Raw genomic sequence first — 21,700 nt, 5'->3', positions numbered from 1 at the left:
CTTGCCACTGCTGCTTCTCAGTGCCTTGTGGCCCACAACATGATACTTTCTTGCTGACAATAAGCAACGTACAAACCCGGCCTCAACTTCAGTGGAAGGACGCAATTCCATGTCACAGATCGACAAGAACCGTATCGTCTGGCACAGCCGGCGTGGCATGCTGGAACTGGATCTATTGCTGGAACCGTTTGCCCGTGAATGCTTCGACAGACTTTCACCCGCTCAGCAGTTGCTTTTCCAGCAACTTCTCAGCAATGAAGATCAGGATCTCTATGCCTGGCTGCTGCAGCGACAGGAGCCCGACGACCCGTCTCTGAATGCCATTATCGGCCTGATACTGGACCGGGCCAGAGCGGGCAACTAAGCTTCAGGTAACCTCGGATTAATTACCACCGCGCTCTGCGGTAATTGATCCGTGTTTCCCCAGACAGTTTTCTCCAGAGTCAATCAGGGCAATGTTGCTGCGCCTCCGACTGAACGGTTCCAGGCTGGAACTGGCAATACTCCTGGTTTGCTACGGGCTGGCCCAGCAGGGTATGGTGCGAAGCGGGCTCTCACTGCCTTTTATACTGCTAAGTTCCGGCATACTGGTGGTGTTCACGTTATACCTGGCCAGTCAGGCACTCCGGCTGCCTGAAAACGCAGTGACCGGGGTTGATTTAACGGAGCAGGGGCGGGCAATTCTGTATACGGACGCGGGAGGAGTAAACGCCCGGCTAAGTCGCATAGTCTATTCGAACTACTGGCTGACAGTACTGGACTTCAGGGTGACGTCGTTGCCCCCAGGGCAGGGGCGTTGGCCCACAGCAACAGCGATAAAAACGCCTGCACTCAGGTTGCGCCTCTGTATCGCGCCGGACAGTGTCAGCAGGCAAGCGCGCAAGGAGCTGGTGGTTTTTCTTCGCTGCTTTGTCTGCCTGCAGGGCTGAGTCTGCCCGCAGGTTTGACATTGGCCGCCAGGGTCAGGGTGTCGACTATGCCTCGTGCTGATTGTTTCGGGGCTGGTAGTTTTCCGGCACCAGAATCGTGTCCACGGCCTGGTCTGCAGTGGCAGGATAGTCCAGTGTGTAGTGGAGTCCTCGACTTTCCTTGCGTTGCAGTGCACTGTCGATAATCAGCCGGGCGACCAGTACCAGGTTTCTCAGTTCCAGCAGGTCCGAATTAATCTTGTAGTGGCGATAATAATCCTGTACTTCCTGTTCCAGAACCTCGACCCGTTTCAATGCTCTCTGAAGGCGGCGGTCAGTTCTGACGATGCCGACGAAATCCCACATAAAGCGCCGCAGTTCGTGCCAGTCATGGGAGATCAGGATGTCGTCCTCGGACTGGTACACCCGGCTTTCATCCCAGGGTGTGCCCTCCTGACTGAGTTCTGTCTGCTCGATCTTCGCTTGTATCTGGCGGGATGCTGAAAATGCGAGCACAAAGCATTCCAGTAGCGAATTGCTTGCCATCCGGTTTGCACCATGCAGACCCGTGAAGCTGGTTTCGCCGATCGCATACAGATTAGGAATATCTGTTTCGCCAAATTCATTAACCATCACGCCGCCACAGGTATAGTGTGCTGCCGGCACCACCGGGATCCGTTGGGTGCAGATGTCGATGCCGAACTTCAGGCAGCGTTTGTGAATGGTGGGGAAGTGGTTGAGGATAAAGTCCCGCGGCTTATGGGTGATATTGAGGTAGACACAGTCACAGCCCAGTCTTTTCATTTCGTGATCGATAGCCCGGGCCACGATGTCTCTCGGTGCCAGTTCCAGGCGTTCGTCAAATTTTTCCATGAAACGGGTGCCATCCGGTAATTCCAGGTAGGCGCCTTCACCGCGCAAGGCTTCGGTAATCAGAAAAGATTTGGCGTGGGGGTGATACAGACAGGTCGGGTGAAACTGATTAAATTCCATGTTTGCAACCCGGCAGCCGGCACGCCAGGCCATCGCGATTCCGTCACCGCTGGCGCCGTCCGGATTGGTTGTGTACAGATAGGCCTTACTGGCCCCGCCGGTAGCCAGCACAACGAAACGGGATCTGACCAGTTGAACCCGGTTGCTGGTGGAATCCATGATGTAGGCGCCAATGCAGGCCTGTCCTGGCAGGCCTAGTTTTTCCCTGGTTAACAGGTCGACGGCGATATGATTTTCAATCAGCTCGACGTTGGGATGCTCGAGTGCTTTATTTTTCAGGGTCTTGAACACCGCTTTACCGGTCGCATCGGTAGCGTGGATAATGCGCCGATGGCTGTGGCCTCCCTCCTTGGTCAGGTGCAACGAAGTCAGGTCATCGGCGACCAGTGGTTTTGCTGCGGACGCGGACTTAGCGGCAACTGCCTGTAGCGTTTTTTCTCCTGTCTTGGTGGTAAAGGGCACGCCCTGATCCACCAGCCAGCGAACGCATTCGGTGCTGTGAGAAACGATAAATCGCACCATGTCTTCGTGACATAGACCCACACCGGCAATGAGAGTGTCCGCCACATGGGCGTCGGTACTGTCCTGATTGTCGAGTACTGCCGCGATTCCGCCCTGGGCATAAAAAGTGGCGCCCTCGCGTAAGCTCCCCTTGCTGATCACCCGGACCCGGGCGAATTCAGCGCAGCGCAACGCCAGGGTAAGCCCTGCCGCACCGCTGCCGATGATAAGTATGTCAGTCTCAAGGAGTCCAGGAGTGGGGCTTTCGGTAGCGCTGATCATGGTTTGGGGGTTCTGCCAGTGGTGGACCAGAGAGGGTTTACGTTATTGTTTTAAAAAGAGATTGGCGCCATTGCAGATCCGGCATGGGGGTTGGATAGCCGTTGGATGTCAGCAGAGGTAACCGGATGGTGCCTGTGTTGTAATGAAATTGCAGCAATTTTATAGTTTTGCAGAACTTTTGAACATCCCCGCGGTCTATGTGTTTGAACGAGTCGGAAAGTTCCAACAAGAATGGTCCCCGGTCTGAAAATGGAGTTGGAACACTGTGAGCAAGGATACCGACCAACAGTTGGTGGACCGGGTATTGGCTGGAGACAAGCAGGCGTTTAATCTGCTGGTTTTGCGGTATCAGCACCGGGTAGCTGCATTGATTGCGAGGTTTGTGAAGGATCCACAGGAGGTGGAAGACGTCAGCCAGGAGGCGTTTATCAAGGCATACCGGGCGCTGGCGCTGTTTCGTGGCGAGAGTGCTTTCTATACCTGGTTGTATCGGATCGCTGTCAATACAGCCAAGAACTACCTGGTGGCGAGAAATCGACGGCCACCAGCCGTGGATGTGGACGTGGATGAGTCTGAAAACTCGGATCTGGCGCTTCCACTCCAGGAGATTGAGTCTCCCGAAGCGAGCCTGGCTACCGAAATGCTGCGCCAGGCGATTAACGAGGCAATTGGAGAGTTGCCGGAGGAATTAAAAACAGCTTTCACCCTGCGGGAGTTCTCCGGGTTGAGCTATGAGGATATCACCGAGGTAATGGGTTGCCCGGTGGGGACGGTGAGGTCGCGAATCTTCCGGGCCCGTGAGGCGATTGACAAAAGAATTCGTGAATTGATTTAACCGATCGGGCGGACAGAAACGCGGAACGCCAGAAGCGAGTACCGGAAGCGAGTATTAGTAACGTGAACAAAGGGCAGATTATGAACAGCCAGGACCATGAAACCCTCTCGGCCATGCTGGATAACGAAGCTGATGAACTTGAGCTCCGACGCCTGGTAAAAGCGACGGCCGGCGATCCGGACCTGGCATCGAAGTGGGAACGTTTGAATCTGGTTCAGGCGCTGATTCATGATGACAATCTCAAATCCACGGGGGAACTCCATTTCACGGGTAACCGCCTCAGCGATGCTGTTGCCGCAGCGATAGCCCATGAACCAGAACAGCTGGCCGAAACAGCCGCAGGCAATCGATGGGCGCAACCACTGGCCAAAGTTGCCATCGCAGCCTCGGTCGCGATGGCGTTTTTCGTGGGCATGCAGGTCAGTGTCAATGAGTCTTCCCGTCTGCCAGGAACGCCGGAAGTAGCGCAGCAGGGGCAGGCTGGTGACGCCGGTCAAGCTGCCGAGCTGCCGGTGACTGAACTGGCTGTGGTTGAAAATCGCCCCGCCGGCGCCCCCCAGGTTGACCCTGAGGCCCGATTACGCCTGGAGGAGTACATTCGAAGCGCCTCCATCACCCGGGATGAGCCGCAGAAACTGGAGCAGTTGGAGGATTCCCCTCTCTACCGCCTTGTGAATGAGAGGCAGGATTGAGATTGCCTCTCAACATTTTGATAAATCAACAGTAATTTCCCCGGAGGCTCCGCCGATTGGCGGAGTCTCCGGTTTACGTCCTCCTCCCGCTCAAGTACACTCCAGAAAACCTGCTCACAGGTCTGACTGCGGTCAGACGCGGGGCACGTGGCCCGTGTCCCACCCACCTCTGAATTTTCCGGAATAGTTGACTATGATGATTGCCCGATTTCCGCAACCCGCTCATCTCACCGCCTGCTTCCGTGCGGGGTTGATTCTGCTCCTTGTGCTACCCGGTCTGGGCAGAGCGGCGGCAGGGCTGCCCAACTTTGCCGATCTGGTGGAAAGTAACGCGGCAGCAATCGTAGAAATCTCGACAATTCGTATGGTTGAAAGTCGCGGCTTTGTTTCTCCGCAGGAACTGGAGGAATTTCTGGGCCGGCGTATTAATCCCGATGACGTTCCTGATCTGAATCTTGGGCCAGAGGAGCCCGAGTTAAGTCCCCGTGGGGCAGTGGGGTCAGGCTTTATTTTAAGCGCGGACGGTTTTGTTATAACCAACCATCACGTGGTGGCCGGCGCGGCGGAGATCACCGTGCATCTTACCGACCGTCGCGAATTCAATGCGTCGATCGTCGGCCTGGACGAACCCTCAGACCTGGCGTTGCTGAAAATTGAGGCCCGGGGCCTGCCCACGGTCAAGATGGGTGATTCAGATGCGGTGCGGGTCGGTGACTGGGTGCTTGCGATCGGTTCGCCTTTTGGCCTGGAGTTTTCAGCCGCGGCGGGAATAGTCAGTGCCAAGGGGCGCTCCATTGATAATGACAACCGCATTGGTAACAGTCGCTACAATTACATGTCCTTCATACAGAGCGATGTGGCGATCAACCAGGGCAATTCCGGTGGGCCCTTGTTCAACATGGATGGCGAGGTGATCGGAATCAATTCCCAGATCCTCAGCAGCACTGGCACCTCGGCGGGTATTTCTTTTTCTATCCCCAGTAACGTAGCGCTTAATGTTATCGATCAGTTGCGTGAATCCGGTGCTGTTCAGCGTGGTCTGCTGGGTGTGCAGATCAAGGAAGTCAGCTATGCGTTCGCCGAGGCTTTCAACCTTGATCGTCCCCATGGCGCCTTCGTTGATGTCGTTTCACCCGGCAGCCCGGCAGAGCAGGCGGGTATTCAGATTGAGGACATCATCCTAGAGTTTGACGGGCGGGAGATCGATAACTCCGCCGATCTGCCCTTTTTCGTGGGTCAGAATAAGCCTGGTACAACGTCGCCGGTGGTGGTTTTTCGAGACGGTAGCCGTCTGACGCTGAATGTGACCCTGGGAAGTTCGCCGCTTAACGTGGTGCAGGAGGAAATTGTCCAGGCTGAACCTGACCGTGTTAATCCGCTGGGACTGCGGGTGGCGGAGTTGAGTCGCGAGATCAGGCAGGTGGCCGGGCTGTCCGGGGTGCTGGTTGTTGAAGTCATGGAGGGGCCCGCGAAAAAGGCTGACATTGCTGAAAACGATGTCATCGTTTCACTTAATCAGCAGGATATCGGCAGCGTCGAACAATTCGCGGCGGTGGCACAGGAACTGCCAGAGAACGGGTTTGTGCCGGTGCGCATTGTCCGGGGGGGCAGCGGGACCACCCTGGTGCTCGATATGAACTGACAGGAACCGGTCTTGAGAAGGCAGCCGGTGGCTGCCTTTTTTGTGGGACCGAAATCGTTTTCCCGTCAATAAAGCCACTGACAGGATTCCGTAGATACTTTAGAATTGCGGCCTTCGTCCGCAGGACCCCCAGGGAAACCAGATCTGGTGACTGACCTAGCTAATATTCGTAATTTTTCCATCATTGCCCACATCGACCATGGTAAGTCTACGCTGGCTGATCGCTTCATCCAGATGTGCGGTGGAGTTTCCGATCGGGAGCTCGCCGAGCAGATGCTGGATACGCTGGAGATCGAGCGCGAGCGGGGTATCACCATCAAGGCGCAGAGCGTTACGCTTTTTCATCAGGCCCGTGACGGCAAGCGCTATCAGTTGAATTTTATCGATACCCCGGGGCATGTGGATTTCAGCTACGAAGTATCCCGCTCCCTGGCGGCCTGTGAAGGCGCTCTTTTGGTGGTTGATGCGGGGCAGGGCGTGGAAGCCCAGTCCGTGGCGACCTGCTATACAGCCATTGAACAAGGGCTGGAGGTGATTCCGGTTCTGAATAAGATGGATCTGCCGCAGGCCGACCCGGATCGTGTCAGAACGGAAATAGAAGAAATCATCGGTATCGACGCGGTTGAGGCGGTTTGCGCGAGCGCCAAGACGGGAATGGGTGTCGACGACATACTGGAACAGATCGTCAGCAAGGTCCCTCCTCCGACGGGTGATCGCGAGGCGGATCTGCAGGCCCTTATCATCGATTCCTGGTTCGATAACTACCTGGGTATCGTGTCCCTGGTGCGTGTGAAACAGGGCGTGATCAAGAAGGGCGACAAGATCGTGGCCAAGTCCATCGGTAAGGCCCACCTGGTAGACAGCGTCGGGATGTTTACCCCGAAGCGGCTGGAAACCGGCCGGCTTGAAGCCGGTGAGGTGGGGTTTGTGATCGCCGGTATCAAAGAGATTCTTGGCGCTCCGGTAGGGGACACCATCACCCGGGCGGGTTCTCCCAACGTTCCGGCGTTACCCGGCTTCAGAAAAGTGCAGCCCCAGGTCTACGCGGGCCTGTTTCCCGTATCTTCCGATGATTTCGAAAACTTTCGCGATGCTCTTGCCAAGCTGACCCTGAACGACGCCTCGTTGTACTACGAGCCGGAAAACTCCGATGCGCTGGGGTTCGGATTCCGTTGTGGGTTTCTCGGCATGCTGCACATGGAGATCATTCAGGAGCGCCTCGAGCGAGAGTATGATCTGTCGCTGATTACCACTGCGCCAACGGTGGTCTACCAGGTTTTGATGAACAACGGCGATGTGGTCGAGGTCGACAGCCCTTCGGCGCTGCCCCCCGTGGCCAGTATTGCCGAGATGCGCGAGCCCATAGTGCTTGCCAGCATCCTGGTTCCACAGGAATACCTTGGCAATGTGATCACGCTTTGTGTCGAAAGGCGCGGGGTGCAGAAAGACATGCAGTTTATCGGGAGGCAGGTGTCACTCAATTACGAACTGCCGATGAACGAGGTGGTGCTCGATTTTTTTGATCGGCTCAAGTCCGTCAGCAGGGGCTATGCATCGCTGGACTATCACTTCCTGAGATTTGAAAAATCGAACCTGGTGCGTTTAGATGTTCTCATAAATGGCGATAAAGTGGATGCGCTGGCTATCATTGTGCACCGCGACCAGGCACAGTCCAAGGGAAGGCTGCTCACCGAAAAAATGAAGGAATTAATTCCTCGACAGCTATATGATGTAGCTATTCAGGCAGCGATCGGTGGTCAGATCATTTCACGACAGACTGTCAAGGCGCTGCGCAAGAACGTCACTGCCAAATGTTACGGTGGGGATATAACCCGAAAGAAAAAACTTCTGGAGAAACAGAAAGCAGGTAAAAAGCGAATGAAGAAAGTGGGGAATGTTGAAGTTCCCCAGGAAGCTTTTCTTGCTGTTCTGAAAATAGATTCCTGATGGATATAGACTTTGCGTTAGTACTGGTAATACTGGTCGCCGTTTGCGGGGCTATCTGGCTGCTTGATTCACTGTTGCTTAGAAAAGCCAGGGAGCGGAGTATCGACGCCTATCGGCAGAACCAGGCGGCCTCGAAGCCAGAGAAAGTGGCTGAGCAGGAGCTGGATGACCTGGCCCGGGAACCCGTGGTGGTTGAATACGCGAAATCGTTTTTCCCGGTGTTGCTGATCGTTCTGGTATTGCGCTCTTTCGTGATCGAGCCTTATCAGATTCCGACTGGTTCGATGATACCTACGCTGGAGGTTGGTGATTTTATTCTGGTGAATAAATACGCCTATGGTTTGCGCCTTCCGGTTATTGGCACAAAACTGGTCGAGATTGGTGAGCCACAGCGCGGCGAGGTGATGGTCTTTATACCGCCCCATGAAAATAAATACTATATCAAGCGTGTTATCGGGCTCCCCGGGGACAGAATTCGCTACGAAGACAATCTGCTTTATATCAACGGTGAACAACTGCCCCGTGAATATATCGGCGAGACTGAGATCGAGTTCGGGCCCGAAAGAATCCCCGGTTCCTCCTATCAGGAGGAGCTTGGCGGCGTTGTACATCCTATCCAGCTCTCGGACCTGCAACTTGGGCGCCAGGGCAGGACCAGCTGGATTGTTCCGGAAGGGCACTATTTCATGATGGGTGACAACCGGGATAACAGTGCAGACAGCCGTGTTTGGGGGCCTGTTTCCGAGACCAAGATAATTGGTAAGGCGGTAGCAATCTGGATGCATAAGGATCCGGGGCTGCATTTGCCCAACTTTTCCCGTAATCAGCAGATACGGTAGTTGCCGGGCTTCCATGCCTGTTGACCTGGAAAACCCTCGCAAAATTAATCGCATGCAGTTGAAATTTGTGATTTTATTGGCGGTTTTCAGGCACCAAAGGTCGTAAGGTAGTGCTGGCAGTCTTGTGGAATGCGTGGTTAATGGTGGACATTATGGGAAAAAGCTTCAAGGGCCCCGGCTACCAGCGGGGGGTTTCCAAGTTCGGTTTGCTTATCATGGGCTTGTTTGTAGCGCTGTTTCTTACGGTCGGCCTCAAGGTAGGTCCCCTGTACATGGATAACAGCGTGGTAAACTCGCTGGCGGACGAGCTGGTTGCAGACGGCACCGCAGACCGATTGCGGGTAGACGAAATCAAGCAGCGCTTTGCGGATGCACTGCGGCTTAATTCAATTTACGACTTCCAGCTTTCAGATATCGAAGTGGCCCGAGCAGGCGGTCGAACCGCTATCAGGATAGCCTATGAACGTCGGATACCGCTGCTCGCCAACCTGGATATCGTCGCCGTATTTGATCACACAGCTCAATAATTCATGACTGTGGATCGGAGGAAGCTCGAGTCAAGTCTCGGATATTCTTTCCAGGATCCGAACCTGCTGGAGCAGGCTCTTACCCATAGGAGCGCCGGCAAACTTCATAATGAAAGACTCGAATTCCTCGGTGATGCCGTACTGGATATGGTCATCGCAGAGAAACTGTTTCACCATTACCCCCAGGCCACAGAAGGCGAGCTGAGCCGCATGCGTGCCAACCTGGTTAATGGTGAAGTTCTCGCCGACATTGCCGGTGATCTGGGCCTGGGGCAGCATCTTAACCTCGGCGCAGGTGAGCGGAAAAGCGGTGGCAAGCGCAGGGCATCCATTCTGGCAAATGTCGTCGAAGCCCTGATTGCCGCAGTCTTTCTGGAAAGTGGCCTGGCCACCGCTGGCTCTGTCATCGGCACGCTGTACAGTCACCGGCTCACTTCCAGAGAGATAAGCAGAACCCGCAAGGACAGTAAGACGCGGCTGCAGGAATTGATGCAGGCGCGGGGACTGCCACTGCCTGGATATAGCGTCACCGAAATAATCGGTGAGGCGCACGATCAGACCTTTATGGTGGCCTGCCAGGTTGCCTTGCTTGACGAATCAAAGGTCGGCAGTGGCAAAAATAAACGAATGGCTGAACAGGATGCGGCCGAGCAGGTGCTCGCTGCGTTGGAAGAAAACGATGATTGAAGAACAGGGAGAGCAAAGAAGCCAGCGATGCGGTTTTATCGCACTCGTCGGTCGACCCAATGTGGGTAAATCCACTTTGCTGAATCATCTGCTGCGGCAGAAAATAAGCATAACCTCCCGCAAACCGCAGACCACCCGCCACCGAATTCTTGGTGTGCATACCACCGGCGACACCCAGTTTATCTATGTGGATACGCCGGGACTACACCATGAACGCAAGAAAACCCTCAATCGGTTAATGAATGAAACCGTGGAAAAGGTCATTCAGGACGTGGATGTGATTTTCTTCCTGGTGGAAAGGCTGGCCTGGACGGAGGAAGATGAGCTGGTGCTGGCTGCGCTTGCGAAGGTCAAGAAACCAGTTCTGCTGCTTATCAACAAGGTCGATCAGGTGCAGGACAAGACCCGCCTGCTGCCCTACATTGAATCACTGTCCGGAAAAATGGCATTTACGGAAATCATTCCCATCTCGGCGCTCAAGGGCCACAACCTGGAGATTATCGACGAGATAGCCAGGAAGTATCTTCCCGAGGGTGAATTTCTTTTCCCCGGGGATCAGGTTACCGATCGCAGTTCCAGGTTTCTGGCGGCAGAACTGATCCGCGAAAAAATTACCCGCCAACTGGGCGATGAGCTGCCCTATGAAGTCACTGTTGAAATAGAGACTTTTAAGGAAAAGGGCAAAGTTCTGCACGTGGATGGACTGATTCTGGTCGAGAAACCCGGTCAAAAACAGATTCTCATCGGGAAACAGGGTGCCCGCCTGAAGTCCATCGGTTCTCAGGCACGCGAGGATATGGAAGAAATGTTTGACCAGAAGGTCATGCTGAGACTCTGGGTAAAGGTAAGATCCGGCTGGGCAGACAACGAGCGGGCTCTGAAGAGTCTTGGCTACTCAGACACCCTCTGAACAGAAACCCGGTCGGCTGGATTTTCGCAATCCTGGCGATCAAGCGGGCTTAGCGGCGTACCGGTATCTGCAACTCGCCTGAAGCCAGGCGCTTTCCTATAATTACCCTGTGATTTCCAACAGATTCCGCTATGGATAATCGTGTTTTTCTGCAGCCGGCTTACGTCCTGCACAAACAACCTTTTCAGAACAGCAGCCTGCTGCTGGATTTCTTTTGTCTGGATTACGGTCGGGTTCGTGCTGTGGCGCGGGGCGCCCGTCGGGCGCAATCCAAGTACCGCAGCCAGTTACAGGTGTTTCAGCCCCTGCTGGTATCGTTCACTGGCAAAGGAGACGTCAAAACAGTTGTCAGCGCAGAGAGCAGCGTCGGTGCAATCGAGTTAAAGGGAGAGCGGTTATTCAGCGGTTTTTACGTGAATGAACTGATTACTCGATTAGTGCTCAGTAATGTGGAACATGCGGACCTTTATCAGCGCTATCAGGAAACGCTGATTGGGCTCGCCGGGGCAGGAGAGATACAGGGAGTGCTGCGACGCTTTGAAATTTCGCTGCTTGATGAGCTGGGTTACGGAATCAATCTGGAACAGGATTGCGTGTCACGCCAGCCAATTGAGGCGGAACGCACCTATCTGTTCGTGCCGGATCTGGGGTTTGAGCACGTTGCCGATATTGATGATCGGGCCGGCCAGCAGATGAACCTGTTCTCGGGGAAACATATCCTGGCCCTCAGGGCTCTGGAATTCTCCGATCGGGACTGTGTGAAAGCCGCCAAGCTGATCACCAGGCTGGCACTGGCCGCTCATCTGGGTGGCAAACCGCTGCACAGTCGCAGCCTGTTCGCCCGGCGATAAGCGCCATGGGCTATGGCTTTAAGCCTGACTCTAATCGGGGTAGAATCGCCCACCTGTCAGCAAGGTCCTGAAAATGACTTATCAAACTATCGATAATCTGATTGGCAATACCCCACTGGTCAGGTTGCAGAGGCTACCCGGTGATACTTCCAATGTCATTCTGGCAAAACTGGAGGGAAACAATCCGGCAGGCTCAGTCAAGGACCGGCCGGCTCTCAATATGATAGTGCAGGCCGAATTGCGGGGTGAGATACAGCCGGGTGATGTTCTGATCGAAGCGACCAGTGGAAACACCGGGATTGCGCTGGCAATGGTCTGTGCGATAAAGGGTTACCAGCTGACACTCATCATGCCGGACAACATGAGTGCTGAGCGTAAAGCATCGATGACCGCGTACGGCGCGGAGTTGATACTTGTTACTGAGCAGGAAGGTATGGAGGGGGCCAGGGATCTGGCAATACGACTGCAGCAGGAAGGAAAAGGCCGGGTGCTTGATCAATTTGCCAATCAGGACAATCCCAATGCTCATTACATGCGGACAGGACCGGAGATCTGGCGTGATACCCGCGGTGAGGTTACCCACTTCGTCTCTTCCATGGGCACGACCGGCACGATCATGGGTGTATCCAGGTACCTGAAAGAGCAGAATGCCGCAATTGAAATAGTGGGTCTGCAACCCGGAGAAGGCTCAAGAATTCCAGGCATCAGACGTTGGCCTGAAGCCTATCTGCCGAGAATTTACGAACCGGCACGGGTAGACCGGATTATTGATATTGAGCAGAAGGATGCCGAGCGCACAATGAGGGAGTTGGCGCGGCAAGAAGGAATTTTTTGCGGTGTATCCTCCGGGGGTAGCATCTTTGGCGCGCTGCAATTAAGCAAACAGGTCAAGAACGCCACGATAGTGGCTATTATCTGCGATCGTGGTGATCGTTATCTTTCCACTGGCGTTTTCAACTAGACGCCTTATTCACTGATTATGTAATCATGACCCGACGCGGACGGCGCAGCAGAAAAAAATTGCCGCAGGATCCGGTTGAATTGACTATTGATCGTATCAGTCATGAAGGCCGGGGCATTGCCAGTATTGACGGCAAAGTGGCATTCGTCGACGGGGGTTTGCCCGGCGAGCGGGTAATGGCGAGGTACCTGGATACCCGGTCTCGCTTCGATGAAATGTCGGTTGTAGAAGTGCTGGAGCCTGGTGATTGTCGCGTGGAGCCGCAGTGTGTCTATTTTGGGATCTGTGGTGGTTGTTCGTTGCAGCACCTTTCCTCCGACGCCCAGATAGCGTTTAAGCAGGATCTTTTATTCGATCAGTTCTGCCATGCCGCAGGGCTCAATGAAGAGGATTTTGAAAAACTGGAGATCCAGCGGGGCCAGGTATTTCAATATCGCCGCAAAGCTCGTCTGGCTGTCAGGTATGTTGCGAAAAAAGGCGGAGCTCTGGTGGGGTTCCGGGAGAAGCACAGCACTTTCATCACTGACATGAATACTTGCAAGGTGCTGGTAAAGGAAATCGCCGATTTGATCGAACCTTTGCGGGAGTTGATCGACACCCTGGAAGCGCGGCAGGTAATCCCCCAGTTTGAAGCCGCCGCCGGTGAAAACCTGGCTGGCGAACAGACCGTAGCACTGGTGATGCGCCATCTGGAGCCGCTGAATGGCAGCGATCTGGAAAAGCTGCGCGAGTTCGCCAGGCGAACCGGGTGTGAATTCTATTTGCAGCCCAAGGGCATGGACAGCATCCATAAACTCTGGCCTGAAACGGGGCCGGATCGCCTGCAATACACGTTGCCGGACAGTGACATCACCATGCGTTTTCATCCAACTGACTTTGTGCAGGTGAATGAGTCAATCAACCGGAAGGCGGTCTCTCTGGCAATCGACCTGCTGACGCTGGAGCCCGGGGATAAAGTGCTTGATCTCTTTTGTGGACTGGGAAACTTTACCTTGCCCTTGTCCCGCCACTGCAGGGAGGTGGTTGGTGTTGAAGGCAGCAATGAGATGGTCAGTCGGGCTGAGGAAAACGCCGCATTCAACAATATAGCCAATGTCAGATTTGATGCCGCCAATCTCTACGCACTCTCAGGCCACGAGTTCTGGTTCGCTGATAAGTTCGACAAGATCCTGCTTGACCCGCCGCGCTCCGGTGCGCTGGAAATCATCGACTGGATCGGGAACAGTGGCGCAAAGAAAATTGTCTATATTTCCTGTAATCCGGCCACTCTGGCACGGGATGCGGCGCGGCTGTTGACCAAGGGATATAAGTTGAACCGTGCTGGTGTGATGGATATGTTTCCCCACACTGCGCATGTTGAATCCATTGCTGAGTTTGAACTCAGGAAAGCCTGATTCGAAGGTTTTCCGGCTAGACTTACTGGAGTGTGTACGATGGATAAACTGCTGCGCATAATGGCCTTGTTGAGGGATAAAGAGCACGGGTGTCCCTGGGATCTGGAGCAGACACTGACCAGTCTGACACGCTATACGCTGGAAGAAGTGTATGAGGTCGTGGATGCTGTGGAAGAAGGAGATACAGCCTCTCTCAAAGATGAGTTGGGGGATCTGCTTTTTCAGGTTGTGTTCTATGCCCGCATTGCCGAAGAAGACAGTCTGTTCTCCTTTCAGGATATAGTCGATGCGATTTCAGACAAACTGGTAAGGCGTCACCCCCATGTATTCCCTGCCGGCAAAGTGGAGAGTTTTGGCCAGCAGCAGGCGCTGGATGCTGACCAGGTTGTAACCAACTGGGAAGCGATCAAAAAGCAGGAGAGGGCGCAGAAAGGCCAGGCTGACCAGCAGCCAGTTTCGGTATTATCCGATATTCCACAGGCGTTACCGGCTCTTGAGCGGGCTCTTAAAATCCAGAAGCGGGCGGCACGGGTGGGATTTGACTGGCAGCAGTTGGCTCCCGTGCTGGGAAAGGTCAGAGAAGAGCTTGCAGAGCTGGAGGCAGCAATCGCCGGTGGTGAGAATGAGGCGATCCAGCACGAGACAGGCGATTTACTCTTTGCGGTTGTAAACCTGGCCCGGCATACCCGGGTTGAGCCGGAAAACGCGCTGCGGGAATGCAACCGGCGGTTCTTCCGTCGCTTCTCATTTATTGAACAGCAATTGAGTGAGGAGAATACCCGAATCGAGGACGCTGGTCTGGAAAAACTTGATCAGCTCTGGGATGCTGCCAAACAGAAAGGGCTATAATCTTTCGTCACGGCCCATACATCATACAATCAAGGAGCAATCTTTCATGAGAATCATCCTATTGGGAGCCCCTGGGGCTGGCAAAGGCACTCAGGCGGCGTTTATCACCGAGAAATTCGGCATACCGCAAATTTCTACCGGAGACATGCTGCGTGCTGCGGTTAAGGAGCAATCAGAGCTTGGCCGGCAGGTGGAAGCGGTTATGGCCTCCGGTGGGCTGGTTACCGATGACATCATCATTGCCCTGGTGAAGGATCGCATTCAACGGGATGACTGCGCGAACGGGTTTCTGTTTGATGGTTTTCCAAGGACCATTCCCCAGGCAGAAGCGCTGCAGGAATCCGGTGTACCGATTGATGTGGTGCTGGAAATTCATGTAGATGATGAGGAAATCGTGGAGAGAATGAGCGGTCGACGTGTACATCTCGACTCTGGTCGGGTTTACCATGTCATTAATAATCCTCCCCAAACGGCAGGTGTTGATGATGTTACCGGCGAAGCGTTGATACAAAGAGAAGACGACAAAGAGGAAACAGTCCGTAAGCGCCTGCAGGTCTATCATGAACAAACCAAACCGCTGGTTGATTTCTATAAAAGGCTTAAAGCCGAAGGAAATGCTGTTGAAGTGCTAAAGATAGATGGTCTGGGTTCGGTAAACGAAATACGGGAAAAAGTATTGGATGCTTTAAGTAACTGATCAATTCAACCTGGGCGTTGTCCGCGTACCCCGTACGCCGAACAACATTACCAGGATAGTAAATTTAAATTCCAGAAGCCCGGCAACCGCCGGGCTTTTTCGTCTACAGTCAGAAAATAAAACTTACCCACACCGTGATACCCGCTGGTTCCAATACATCGGTGATGCTTAATTATTTAAAGTTTTTAATTCAACTAGCGAAATACTTGATGAGTGCTGTATTCGGTAAGAGTTTCTATTGGAATGTGGGTTTTGTTCCAGTTCAAGAAAAAGCGCTTCATTACTGTTAGCTTAATTTTATTTATGCTATGTTGCCGGCGAATGAAGCTTTATCTTACCTCGCTAGGGTAAGCAACTGTTTCACCAACTTGGAGATAGATGAGCATGGCTAAAGTAACTGGTAAGAAAAGGGCTGCTAAGAAAAAGGCGCCTGCGAAAAAAGCGGCAGCAAAAACAATGACTGCTGCACAAAAACGCGAAGAGGCATTGAATAAGGCCCTTGCTGCATTTGCGGCTAAGTGGAACAAGCAGAAAGATAAAGAAGAAGCTGCCAAAGAAAAGAAGGCGGCTAAGAAAGCTGCTGCTAAAGCCAAGGCTGCTGCAAAGAAAGCTGCAGCGAAGGCGAAGGCCGCAGCTAAGAAGAAAGCTTCTGTGAAGAAAAAGCCAGCAGCAGCGAAAAAGTCAGCAGCAAAGAAGCCCGCAGCAAAGAAAAAGGCTGTGGCAAAGAAGAAAGTTGCCAAGAAAAAGGCTCCAGCCAAGAAAAAAGTGGCTAAAAAGAAAACAGTAAAGCGAGCTGCGATGGCTAAGAAAGCCGCTCCTAAAAAAGTTGCGAAGAAGACCGCAGCGAAGAAATCAGTTGCTAAGAAAAAGACCGCTGCTAAAAAAGCAGTAGCCAAGAAAACCGTAGCCAAGAAGACAGTAGCCAAGAAGAAAGTGGCTAAGAAAAAAGTAGCCAAAAAGACTGTAGCGAAAAAGTCTCCAGCTAAGAAGGCAGCGGTGAAGAAAAAGGTTGCCAAGAAGAAGGCTGCAGCCAAAAAAGGCGCTGTCGTGAAGCGTAAGGCCGCTGTAAAGAAAAAGGCGCCGGCCAAGAAAAAGGCTGTAGCCAAGAAAGCGCCTGCCAAGAAAAAGGCTCCAGCTAAGAAAAAAGCCCCAGCCAAGAAAAAAGCAGCGGCTAAGAAAAAGGTAGCTAAGAAAGCGCCGGCCAAGAAAAAAGCGCCAGCCAAAAAGAAGGCAGCCACGAAAAAGGCTGCAGCCAGCAAGAAGAAGTAGCCGATTGGTGAATCCCTAGCACTCACGTCAGGCAGTGCCGAAGAAACTGCGCTGTTTGACGAATCTCCTGGTAAGACAGATCCCTCTCGATAAACTCGGGAGGGATCTTCGTTTCAGGCCAAAAGTTACCCCATCACGGCTTAGATCACAGGCCTTGTGCCGATACGCTGTCACCATGTCAGGGCCGGCACTGTCATCTTTGCTGCGAAGAGAGATTTGGACCACTCGTGATGTCCGTTCTGGATGCTTCAAACCTGCTCGTCATCGACACGTCTTCCCGCGTTTGCACTGTCGTAATGCAGACGGGCAAAGGGGTCAAGACCCGCGTTATCGAGGGTCATCAATCTCACGGGCAGTCACTGCTTTCCGCCATTGACCAATTGCGTATCGAACTTGAAATAGAGCTTCAACAGTTGTCTGCACTGGCTGTAGTCGCTGGCCCGGGTTCTTTCACAGGGCTGAGAATCGGGATCGGCGTGGTGCAGGGGTTGGCTGCCGCGCTGGAGATCCCGGTTATACTGCTGTCCTCCCTGGAATGGCATGCCTGGAGTGGGTTTGCCGCGTACGACTGCTCACATGTTACTGTGTGTCGAAAGGCCCGTGACGGTGAGTTTTATGTTGCCACTTTCCAGAAGGGCCCGGATTCAGGCATACAGTGTATTGGAGGCGAGGTGGTTGTGGAGGGGCACGCCATTGTGCTGCCCGAGGTCATAGAACGCGCTGGCCACTGGATAGCAATCGGAGATGGGTGGAATGAGCGTGACAGTTTTCCGGCCGCACTGCTGACAGGATTTTCCGACGTGGATTGCGACCTGGAAGCGGATATCGAGAGCCTGCGGCGGATCGCCAATTTTAAACTGAACAATAAGCAGACTGTTTCAGCTGAGCAGGCATTGCCCAGTTATTTGAAAGAAAACATGAATTATCGAACCGCCGGTTGATAAGGGGTGCAGGGAAGTATGGAATATCTGCAAGCGACATTTCTCGCAATTTTACAAGGGTTCACAGAGTTTCTGCCGATTTCCAGTTCCGGCCATCTCATCCTGCCGGCCGAACTGCTTGGCTGGCAGGATCAGGGGCTGGTCTTTGACGTATCGGTTCATGTTGGCAGTCTGGCTGCGGTGATCTACTACTTCAGGGCACAGATCGTCGCGCTAGGCCTGGCCTGGGTGAGATCTCTGGGGCAGCAGGGCAGTACAGAGGAGTCGAAGCTTGCCTGGCTGATTATAGTCGCTACTGTGCCAGCCGGGCTGGCTGGGTTGCTGGCAAACGATCTGGTAGAACTTTATGCCAGGTCAATTCTTCTGATAGCTGTTACCTCAATTGTTTTCGCCTTGCTGCTTTATATGTCTGATCGTCAATCCGGGACGCCGGGCAATCTGTCAAATCTTACCTGGAAGACTGCGTTACTGATTGGTCTGGCGCAAATGCTGGCCCTGTTGCCAGGAACCTCGAGGTCAGGGGTTACCATGACGGCCGGTTTGTTTGTTGGTTTGTCACGGCATGCTGCGGCGCAGTTTTCTTTTCTACTTGCCATACCGATCATTGCAGCCAGCGGGCTGCTCAAGAGTATAGACTTTTATCAGTTGGGCGCTGGGGTTTCTGAATGGATTACATTGCTTTACGGGGCAGTTGTATCGGGAGTTGTATCCTATTTCTGTATTCACTATTTCCTCAAGCTGATTGAGCGAATCGGTTTTTTCCCATTTGTCGTTTATCGTGTCCTGCTTGGTCTGCTTCTTTTCGCTGTCTACTTCACTCGTTAGTTAGCCGGAATTTTTATGGCACGAATCGCAGTTCTTGCTGATCCCAATTCCAATCCCGATCACGGAGAGCTGGTGGAAATCACCCCTGGCCTGGTGGAAGAGTCTGCGCGACTGGCAGGGTCTCTGAAATTACCTTGTGTCAGCAGCGACTCGGACTCCGATTTTGATTTTCTGTTGCGCTTGACCGGGGCCGGTCTGCAATTTGTCATGAATCGTCCAGGCTCGCCCGGGCCGGTGTGGGTTGATTTCGAAAACCCGACTCTGGACTACCGGATTCGCAATCGTGTAAGTAAACAGGCGATTACGCGTGCTGTGGGAGTAAAGCCTGGTCTGTTCCCCGTTGTTCTGGATGCAACGGCTGGCCTGGGAAAAGACGCCTACCTGTTGGCCACCACGGGCTGCCAGGTAAAAATGCTGGAACGGGATCCGATCATTTTCGCTTTGCTTGAGGATGGAATGAATCGGGCTCGCGAATCACAGGATGACAAGGTCCGTGAGGCGGTAAGCAGGATGTCTGTGCTTCACACCAGTCTGTCGGTATTCGCACCTGCTGCGAAGGGTGTGGATGTGGTGTATCTGGACCCGATGTTTCCTGAGCGAAGCAAGAGCGCGCAGGTCAAGAAGGATATGTACGTGTTACAGCAGTACTTCGCCACTACGGCTTTAAGCAGTGCCCGGGAACGAGACAACGAAGCCCGGCTATTGCGTGATGCACTCGCGGTCGCACGCCGTCGTGTGGTGGTTAAGCGCCCGGCCAGAGCCGGTGATCTGGCCGGGCAGGTGCCTTCTTTCAGGCTGGCCGGGAAAAGCAGCCGCTTCGATGTCTATGTAACCGGCTGACTGGTCCGGAAATTTCACATAATTCCTGCTGCGGCCGCTTCATGGCACGTCCTCGCTATGGAGATTGGTGAAATAACTGGCTAGAGCAGTTTCTCAATAATGCCACGATACAGCGAGGTCAGCGGTTCCAGATCGCTGATTCTTACGTGCTCATTGACCTTGTGAATCGACTGGTTGCACGGACCCAGCTCGACCACCTGGGCCCCTGAGGGGGCGACAAAGCGCCCATCGGAGGTTCCGCCGCTGGTGGACAGTTCGGGTTCCTGACCAGTCTGTTCCTTGACCACGGCATGGACGGCTTCAATGAGCTCACCGTGGTCAGTCAGAAACGGCTGCCCGGAAAGCTGCCATTCCAGCTGGTAGTCCAGTTCGTAACTGTCAAAGATCCGCTCGCACTGCTCCTGTATCGCCGCGTCGGTCAGTTCGGTTGAAAAGCGCAGATTGAAATCGACCTGGACCTTTTCCGGGATTACATTGGTCGCGCCGGTTCCACCCTGGATATTCGAAATCTGCAGGCTCGTGGGCGGGAAGGAGGCGTTACCACTGTCCCATTGCCGGCAGGTCAGTTCCGTGAGCGGTTGCAGCGCCCGATGAATCGGGTTGTCCGCCAACTGGGGGTAGGCCACGTGTCCCTGGATGCCGGAAACTGTAAAACGACAGTTCAGAGAGCCGCGCCGTCCGATTTTAACCGTGTCGCCGAGGTTGAAGCTGCTGCTTGGTTCTCCGACTACGCAGTAGTCGATCTGTATGTCACGCTGCTCCAGCCACTGCATGACTCGAACCGTACCATTTACGGCCGCGCCTTCCTCATCACTGGTTATAAGAAACCCCAGCGAACCTCTGGGTTCGCGAGTCTGGAGAAATTCTTCACAGGCACAGACCATGGCAGCAAGGGAGCTTTTCATGTCGGCGGCGCCACGTCCATACAGGTAGCCCTCTCTCTCACTGGGCTCAAAAGGGTGCGACTCCCAGGCGTCAAGAGGGCCTGGTGGCACTACATCGGTGTGACCGGCGAAAACGAGCAGCGGGCGCTGGTGGCCGTACTGGGCCCAGAAATTATCGACATCCTGAAAGGGCAAGCGGTCTACCCGGAATCCCAGCTTTTCCAACCGCTCGATCAGAATATCCTGACAGCCGGCATCAACCGGGGTTACCGATTCACGGGAGATCAGTTCTTTAACGAGTTTCAGCGTGGCATTCATGGTTGTATCCTGGGGCCGGTTATCAGCAAACAGACCGCCTCTTCTAGTTGTGGCTGTGCAATTCTTCGTTGAGTTCTATGGCGGCCTTATTGGGTACACATTCCACCGCACCGGTCAGCGAATTGCGTCGAAACAGTAAATCGTTCTGGTGCGACAGATCCCTCGCTTTGACGGTTTTCTGCAGGTCACCCTTAAAATCGAGCACATTTACCTTGGTGCCAGCGGTCACATAAAGACCGGCTTCGATTATGCAGCGATCGCCAATCGAAAAGCCGATGCCGGCATTAGCGCCAATCAGGCAGTTTTCCCCGACTGTAATGACTTCTGTGCCGCCACCGGACAGGGTGCCCATGATGCTGCAGCCTCCACCGAGATCGCTTCCTTCGCCGACCATCACGCTGGCTGAAATGCGGCCCTCAATCATCGCCTTGCCGGCGCTGCCAGCGTTGAAATTTACGAAACCTTCGTGCATCACAGTGGTTCCCTCACCAAGGTAAGCGCCGAGTCTTACCCGCGCAGTGTGCGCGATACGCACTCCTGGTGGCACAACGTAATTGGTCATCTTGGGGAATTTGTCCACAGACATGACTTCCAGCAGTTCCCCGGCAAGTCGACTCTGCAACTGGGCTGCCTGAAGTTCATCAAGCTCTATCGGTCCACGGCTGGTCCAGGCCAGGTTGTGCAAAAGGCCAAAGGCACCTTCCAGATTCAGGCTGTTGGGAACAGCCAGGCGGTGCGACAGCAGATGCAGTTTCAGAAACACCTCGGCCACTGAGTCTGGCTTCCGGTCCTCGCGAAGGATACAGACGATGGTGTCCGGCTGCCCGGTAGCAAGTTGTGTGACCAGCGCCGAGTGATCGCCGTATCCGGCGGTATCCAGTCTGCCTTGCAGGCTGGCGGCCTGCTCGTTACTGATGTCTGCCACAAGGTTGTCAGCTTCGCTGATGTTCAGGCAGTCAAGAATCACCTGAATGAGACCCGGATCGGGATTTAACAGGGGTGCGGGATAAAAAACCTCGATTATTTTGCCCTGGCGATTCTTGGTTGCTATTCCGAATGCAAAACTGTGAAAGGTGTCAGTAGTCATGGCTGGGCCTGCTGCAAGTGT

General features: G+C 53.9%; 22 protein-coding genes. 19 read left to right on the top strand and 3 right to left on the bottom strand.

Annotated elements, in window-relative coordinates; all coding sequences use genetic code 11:
- Nucleotides 1-109: 109 nt before the first annotated feature.
- Both R3F50_18240 and R3F50_18235 read left to right on the top strand, forming a co-directional pair.
- Nucleotides 110-364 (top strand): succinate dehydrogenase assembly factor 2, encoded by a 255-nt coding sequence (locus R3F50_18240; protein MEZ5492227.1) that lies wholly within the window; start codon nucleotides 110-112, stop codon nucleotides 362-364.
- Between the two features lie 91 nt (nucleotides 365-455).
- Nucleotides 456-929, top strand: coding sequence for a hypothetical protein (locus R3F50_18235; protein ID MEZ5492226.1), 474 nt, complete (start codon nucleotides 456-458; stop codon nucleotides 927-929).
- Between the two features lie 45 nt (nucleotides 930-974).
- Here R3F50_18235 and nadB read toward each other — a convergent pair whose 3' ends face one another.
- Entirely contained in the window at nucleotides 975-2,684 is a 1,710-nt protein-coding gene (nadB, locus tag R3F50_18230; GenBank protein ID MEZ5492225.1) for an L-aspartate oxidase, read from the bottom strand.
- A gap of 265 nt (nucleotides 2,685-2,949) precedes the next feature.
- On the opposite strand from nadB, the gene rpoE reads away from it, so the two are divergent.
- The 17 genes from rpoE to R3F50_18145 all read left to right on the top strand — a co-directional run bounded on the left by rpoE (nucleotide 2,950) and on the right by R3F50_18145 (nucleotide 19,390).
- Nucleotides 2,950-3,519 (top strand): RNA polymerase sigma factor RpoE, encoded by a 570-nt coding sequence (gene rpoE, locus R3F50_18225; GenBank protein ID MEZ5492224.1) that lies wholly within the window; start codon nucleotides 2,950-2,952, stop codon nucleotides 3,517-3,519.
- Nucleotides 3,520-3,599: 80 nt separating this feature from the next.
- The gene (locus R3F50_18220) at nucleotides 3,600-4,211 is read left to right on the top strand and encodes a sigma-E factor negative regulatory protein (protein MEZ5492223.1); all 612 of its coding nucleotides are present in this window, start codon (nucleotides 3,600-3,602) and stop codon (nucleotides 4,209-4,211) included.
- 193 nt (nucleotides 4,212-4,404) lie between these two features.
- Nucleotides 4,405-5,853, top strand: a complete 1,449-nt coding sequence (locus R3F50_18215) for a Do family serine endopeptidase (GenBank protein ID MEZ5492222.1) — start codon at nucleotides 4,405-4,407, stop codon at nucleotides 5,851-5,853.
- Nucleotides 5,854-6,000: 147 nt separating this feature from the next.
- Nucleotides 6,001-7,800: a translation elongation factor 4 gene (gene lepA, locus R3F50_18210; GenBank protein MEZ5492221.1), complete on the top strand. Its 1,800-nt coding sequence runs from the start codon at nucleotides 6,001-6,003 to the stop codon at nucleotides 7,798-7,800.
- Nucleotides 7,800-8,639 carry a signal peptidase I gene (lepB, locus tag R3F50_18205; GenBank protein ID MEZ5492220.1) on the top strand — a complete coding sequence of 280 codons (840 nt, stop codon included), beginning with the start codon at nucleotides 7,800-7,802 and terminating at the stop codon, nucleotides 8,637-8,639. The genes lepA and lepB overlap by 1 nt, the downstream gene beginning before the upstream one ends.
- Before the next feature lie 140 nt (nucleotides 8,640-8,779).
- Nucleotides 8,780-9,166, top strand: coding sequence for a DUF4845 domain-containing protein (locus R3F50_18200; GenBank protein MEZ5492219.1), 387 nt, complete (start codon nucleotides 8,780-8,782; stop codon nucleotides 9,164-9,166).
- A 3-nt stretch (nucleotides 9,167-9,169) separates the two neighbouring features.
- A complete protein-coding gene (rnc, locus tag R3F50_18195) occupies nucleotides 9,170-9,853 on the top strand; it encodes a ribonuclease III (protein MEZ5492218.1) in 684 nt (227 codons plus the stop codon).
- Nucleotides 9,846-10,763 (top strand): GTPase Era, encoded by a 918-nt coding sequence (gene era / locus R3F50_18190; protein ID MEZ5492217.1) that lies wholly within the window; start codon nucleotides 9,846-9,848, stop codon nucleotides 10,761-10,763. The genes rnc and era overlap by 8 nt, the downstream gene beginning before the upstream one ends.
- A gap of 131 nt (nucleotides 10,764-10,894) precedes the next feature.
- Nucleotides 10,895-11,614, top strand: a complete 720-nt coding sequence (gene recO / locus R3F50_18185; protein MEZ5492216.1) for a DNA repair protein RecO — start codon at nucleotides 10,895-10,897, stop codon at nucleotides 11,612-11,614.
- Nucleotides 11,615-11,687: 73 nt separating this feature from the next.
- Nucleotides 11,688-12,575 carry a cysteine synthase CysM gene (cysM, locus tag R3F50_18180; GenBank protein ID MEZ5492215.1) on the top strand — a complete coding sequence of 296 codons (888 nt, stop codon included), beginning with the start codon at nucleotides 11,688-11,690 and terminating at the stop codon, nucleotides 12,573-12,575.
- Nucleotides 12,576-12,601: 26 nt separating this feature from the next.
- Nucleotides 12,602-13,969: a 23S rRNA (uracil(1939)-C(5))-methyltransferase RlmD gene (gene rlmD / locus R3F50_18175; protein MEZ5492214.1), complete on the top strand. Its 1,368-nt coding sequence runs from the start codon at nucleotides 12,602-12,604 to the stop codon at nucleotides 13,967-13,969.
- Between the two features lie 39 nt (nucleotides 13,970-14,008).
- Nucleotides 14,009-14,818, top strand: coding sequence for a nucleoside triphosphate pyrophosphohydrolase (gene mazG / locus R3F50_18170; protein MEZ5492213.1), 810 nt, complete (start codon nucleotides 14,009-14,011; stop codon nucleotides 14,816-14,818).
- A gap of 46 nt (nucleotides 14,819-14,864) precedes the next feature.
- The gene (gene adk / locus R3F50_18165) at nucleotides 14,865-15,515 is read left to right on the top strand and encodes an adenylate kinase (GenBank protein ID MEZ5492212.1); all 651 of its coding nucleotides are present in this window, start codon (nucleotides 14,865-14,867) and stop codon (nucleotides 15,513-15,515) included.
- A 384-nt stretch (nucleotides 15,516-15,899) separates the two neighbouring features.
- Nucleotides 15,900-16,784, top strand: coding sequence for a hypothetical protein (locus R3F50_18160; protein ID MEZ5492211.1), 885 nt, complete (start codon nucleotides 15,900-15,902; stop codon nucleotides 16,782-16,784).
- A gap of 230 nt (nucleotides 16,785-17,014) precedes the next feature.
- Nucleotides 17,015-17,725, top strand: coding sequence for a tRNA (adenosine(37)-N6)-threonylcarbamoyltransferase complex dimerization subunit type 1 TsaB (tsaB, locus tag R3F50_18155; protein ID MEZ5492210.1), 711 nt, complete (start codon nucleotides 17,015-17,017; stop codon nucleotides 17,723-17,725).
- An 18-nt stretch (nucleotides 17,726-17,743) separates the two neighbouring features.
- Nucleotides 17,744-18,550 carry an undecaprenyl-diphosphate phosphatase gene (locus R3F50_18150; protein ID MEZ5492209.1) on the top strand — a complete coding sequence of 269 codons (807 nt, stop codon included), beginning with the start codon at nucleotides 17,744-17,746 and terminating at the stop codon, nucleotides 18,548-18,550.
- A 15-nt stretch (nucleotides 18,551-18,565) separates the two neighbouring features.
- On the top strand, nucleotides 18,566-19,390 hold the full coding sequence (locus R3F50_18145) for a class I SAM-dependent methyltransferase (GenBank protein MEZ5492208.1): 825 nt from the start codon (nucleotides 18,566-18,568) through the stop codon (nucleotides 19,388-19,390).
- 80 nt (nucleotides 19,391-19,470) lie between these two features.
- Here the strand turns inward: R3F50_18145 and dapE are convergent, their stop codons facing one another.
- Both dapE and dapD read right to left on the bottom strand, forming a co-directional pair.
- Nucleotides 19,471-20,592 carry a succinyl-diaminopimelate desuccinylase gene (gene dapE, locus R3F50_18140; GenBank protein ID MEZ5492207.1) on the bottom strand — a complete coding sequence of 374 codons (1,122 nt, stop codon included), beginning with the start codon at nucleotides 20,590-20,592 and terminating at the stop codon, nucleotides 19,471-19,473.
- A 43-nt stretch (nucleotides 20,593-20,635) separates the two neighbouring features.
- On the bottom strand, nucleotides 20,636-21,679 hold the full coding sequence (gene dapD, locus R3F50_18135) for a 2,3,4,5-tetrahydropyridine-2,6-dicarboxylate N-succinyltransferase (GenBank protein ID MEZ5492206.1): 1,044 nt from the start codon (nucleotides 21,677-21,679) through the stop codon (nucleotides 20,636-20,638).
- Nucleotides 21,680-21,700: the final 21 nt, after the last annotated feature.

It is taken from the genome of Gammaproteobacteria bacterium, from assembly GCA_041395725.1.
In the GTDB taxonomy this organism is placed as follows: Bacteria; Pseudomonadota; Gammaproteobacteria; order Pseudomonadales; family Pseudohongiellaceae; genus NORP240.
This window is presented reverse-complemented; position numbering and strand designations above follow the sequence as displayed.

Coding starts and splice junctions, on each gene's coding strand:
- R3F50_18240 (MEZ5492227.1), top strand. CDS start 110: ATGTCACAGATCGACAAGAACCGTATCGTCTGGCACAGCCGGCGTGGC.
- R3F50_18235 (MEZ5492226.1), top strand. CDS start 456: ATGTTGCTGCGCCTCCGACTGAACGGTTCCAGGCTGGAACTGGCAATA.
- nadB (MEZ5492225.1), bottom strand. CDS start 2,684: ATGATCAGCGCTACCGAAAGCCCCACTCCTGGACTCCTTGAGACTGAC.
- R3F50_18220 (MEZ5492223.1), top strand. CDS start 3,600: ATGAACAGCCAGGACCATGAAACCCTCTCGGCCATGCTGGATAACGAA.
- R3F50_18215 (MEZ5492222.1), top strand. CDS start 4,405: ATGATGATTGCCCGATTTCCGCAACCCGCTCATCTCACCGCCTGCTTC.
- lepB (MEZ5492220.1), top strand. CDS start 7,800: ATGGATATAGACTTTGCGTTAGTACTGGTAATACTGGTCGCCGTTTGC.
- R3F50_18200 (MEZ5492219.1), top strand. CDS start 8,780: ATGGTGGACATTATGGGAAAAAGCTTCAAGGGCCCCGGCTACCAGCGG.
- rnc (MEZ5492218.1), top strand. CDS start 9,170: ATGACTGTGGATCGGAGGAAGCTCGAGTCAAGTCTCGGATATTCTTTC.
- era (MEZ5492217.1), top strand. CDS start 9,846: ATGATTGAAGAACAGGGAGAGCAAAGAAGCCAGCGATGCGGTTTTATC.
- recO (MEZ5492216.1), top strand. CDS start 10,895: ATGGATAATCGTGTTTTTCTGCAGCCGGCTTACGTCCTGCACAAACAA.
- cysM (MEZ5492215.1), top strand. CDS start 11,688: ATGACTTATCAAACTATCGATAATCTGATTGGCAATACCCCACTGGTC.
- rlmD (MEZ5492214.1), top strand. CDS start 12,602: ATGACCCGACGCGGACGGCGCAGCAGAAAAAAATTGCCGCAGGATCCG.
- mazG (MEZ5492213.1), top strand. CDS start 14,009: ATGGATAAACTGCTGCGCATAATGGCCTTGTTGAGGGATAAAGAGCAC.
- adk (MEZ5492212.1), top strand. CDS start 14,865: ATGAGAATCATCCTATTGGGAGCCCCTGGGGCTGGCAAAGGCACTCAG.
- R3F50_18160 (MEZ5492211.1), top strand. CDS start 15,900: ATGGCTAAAGTAACTGGTAAGAAAAGGGCTGCTAAGAAAAAGGCGCCT.
- tsaB (MEZ5492210.1), top strand. CDS start 17,015: ATGTCCGTTCTGGATGCTTCAAACCTGCTCGTCATCGACACGTCTTCC.
- R3F50_18150 (MEZ5492209.1), top strand. CDS start 17,744: ATGGAATATCTGCAAGCGACATTTCTCGCAATTTTACAAGGGTTCACA.
- R3F50_18145 (MEZ5492208.1), top strand. CDS start 18,566: ATGGCACGAATCGCAGTTCTTGCTGATCCCAATTCCAATCCCGATCAC.
- dapE (MEZ5492207.1), bottom strand. CDS start 20,592: ATGAATGCCACGCTGAAACTCGTTAAAGAACTGATCTCCCGTGAATCG.
- dapD (MEZ5492206.1), bottom strand. CDS start 21,679: ATGACTACTGACACCTTTCACAGTTTTGCATTCGGAATAGCAACCAAG.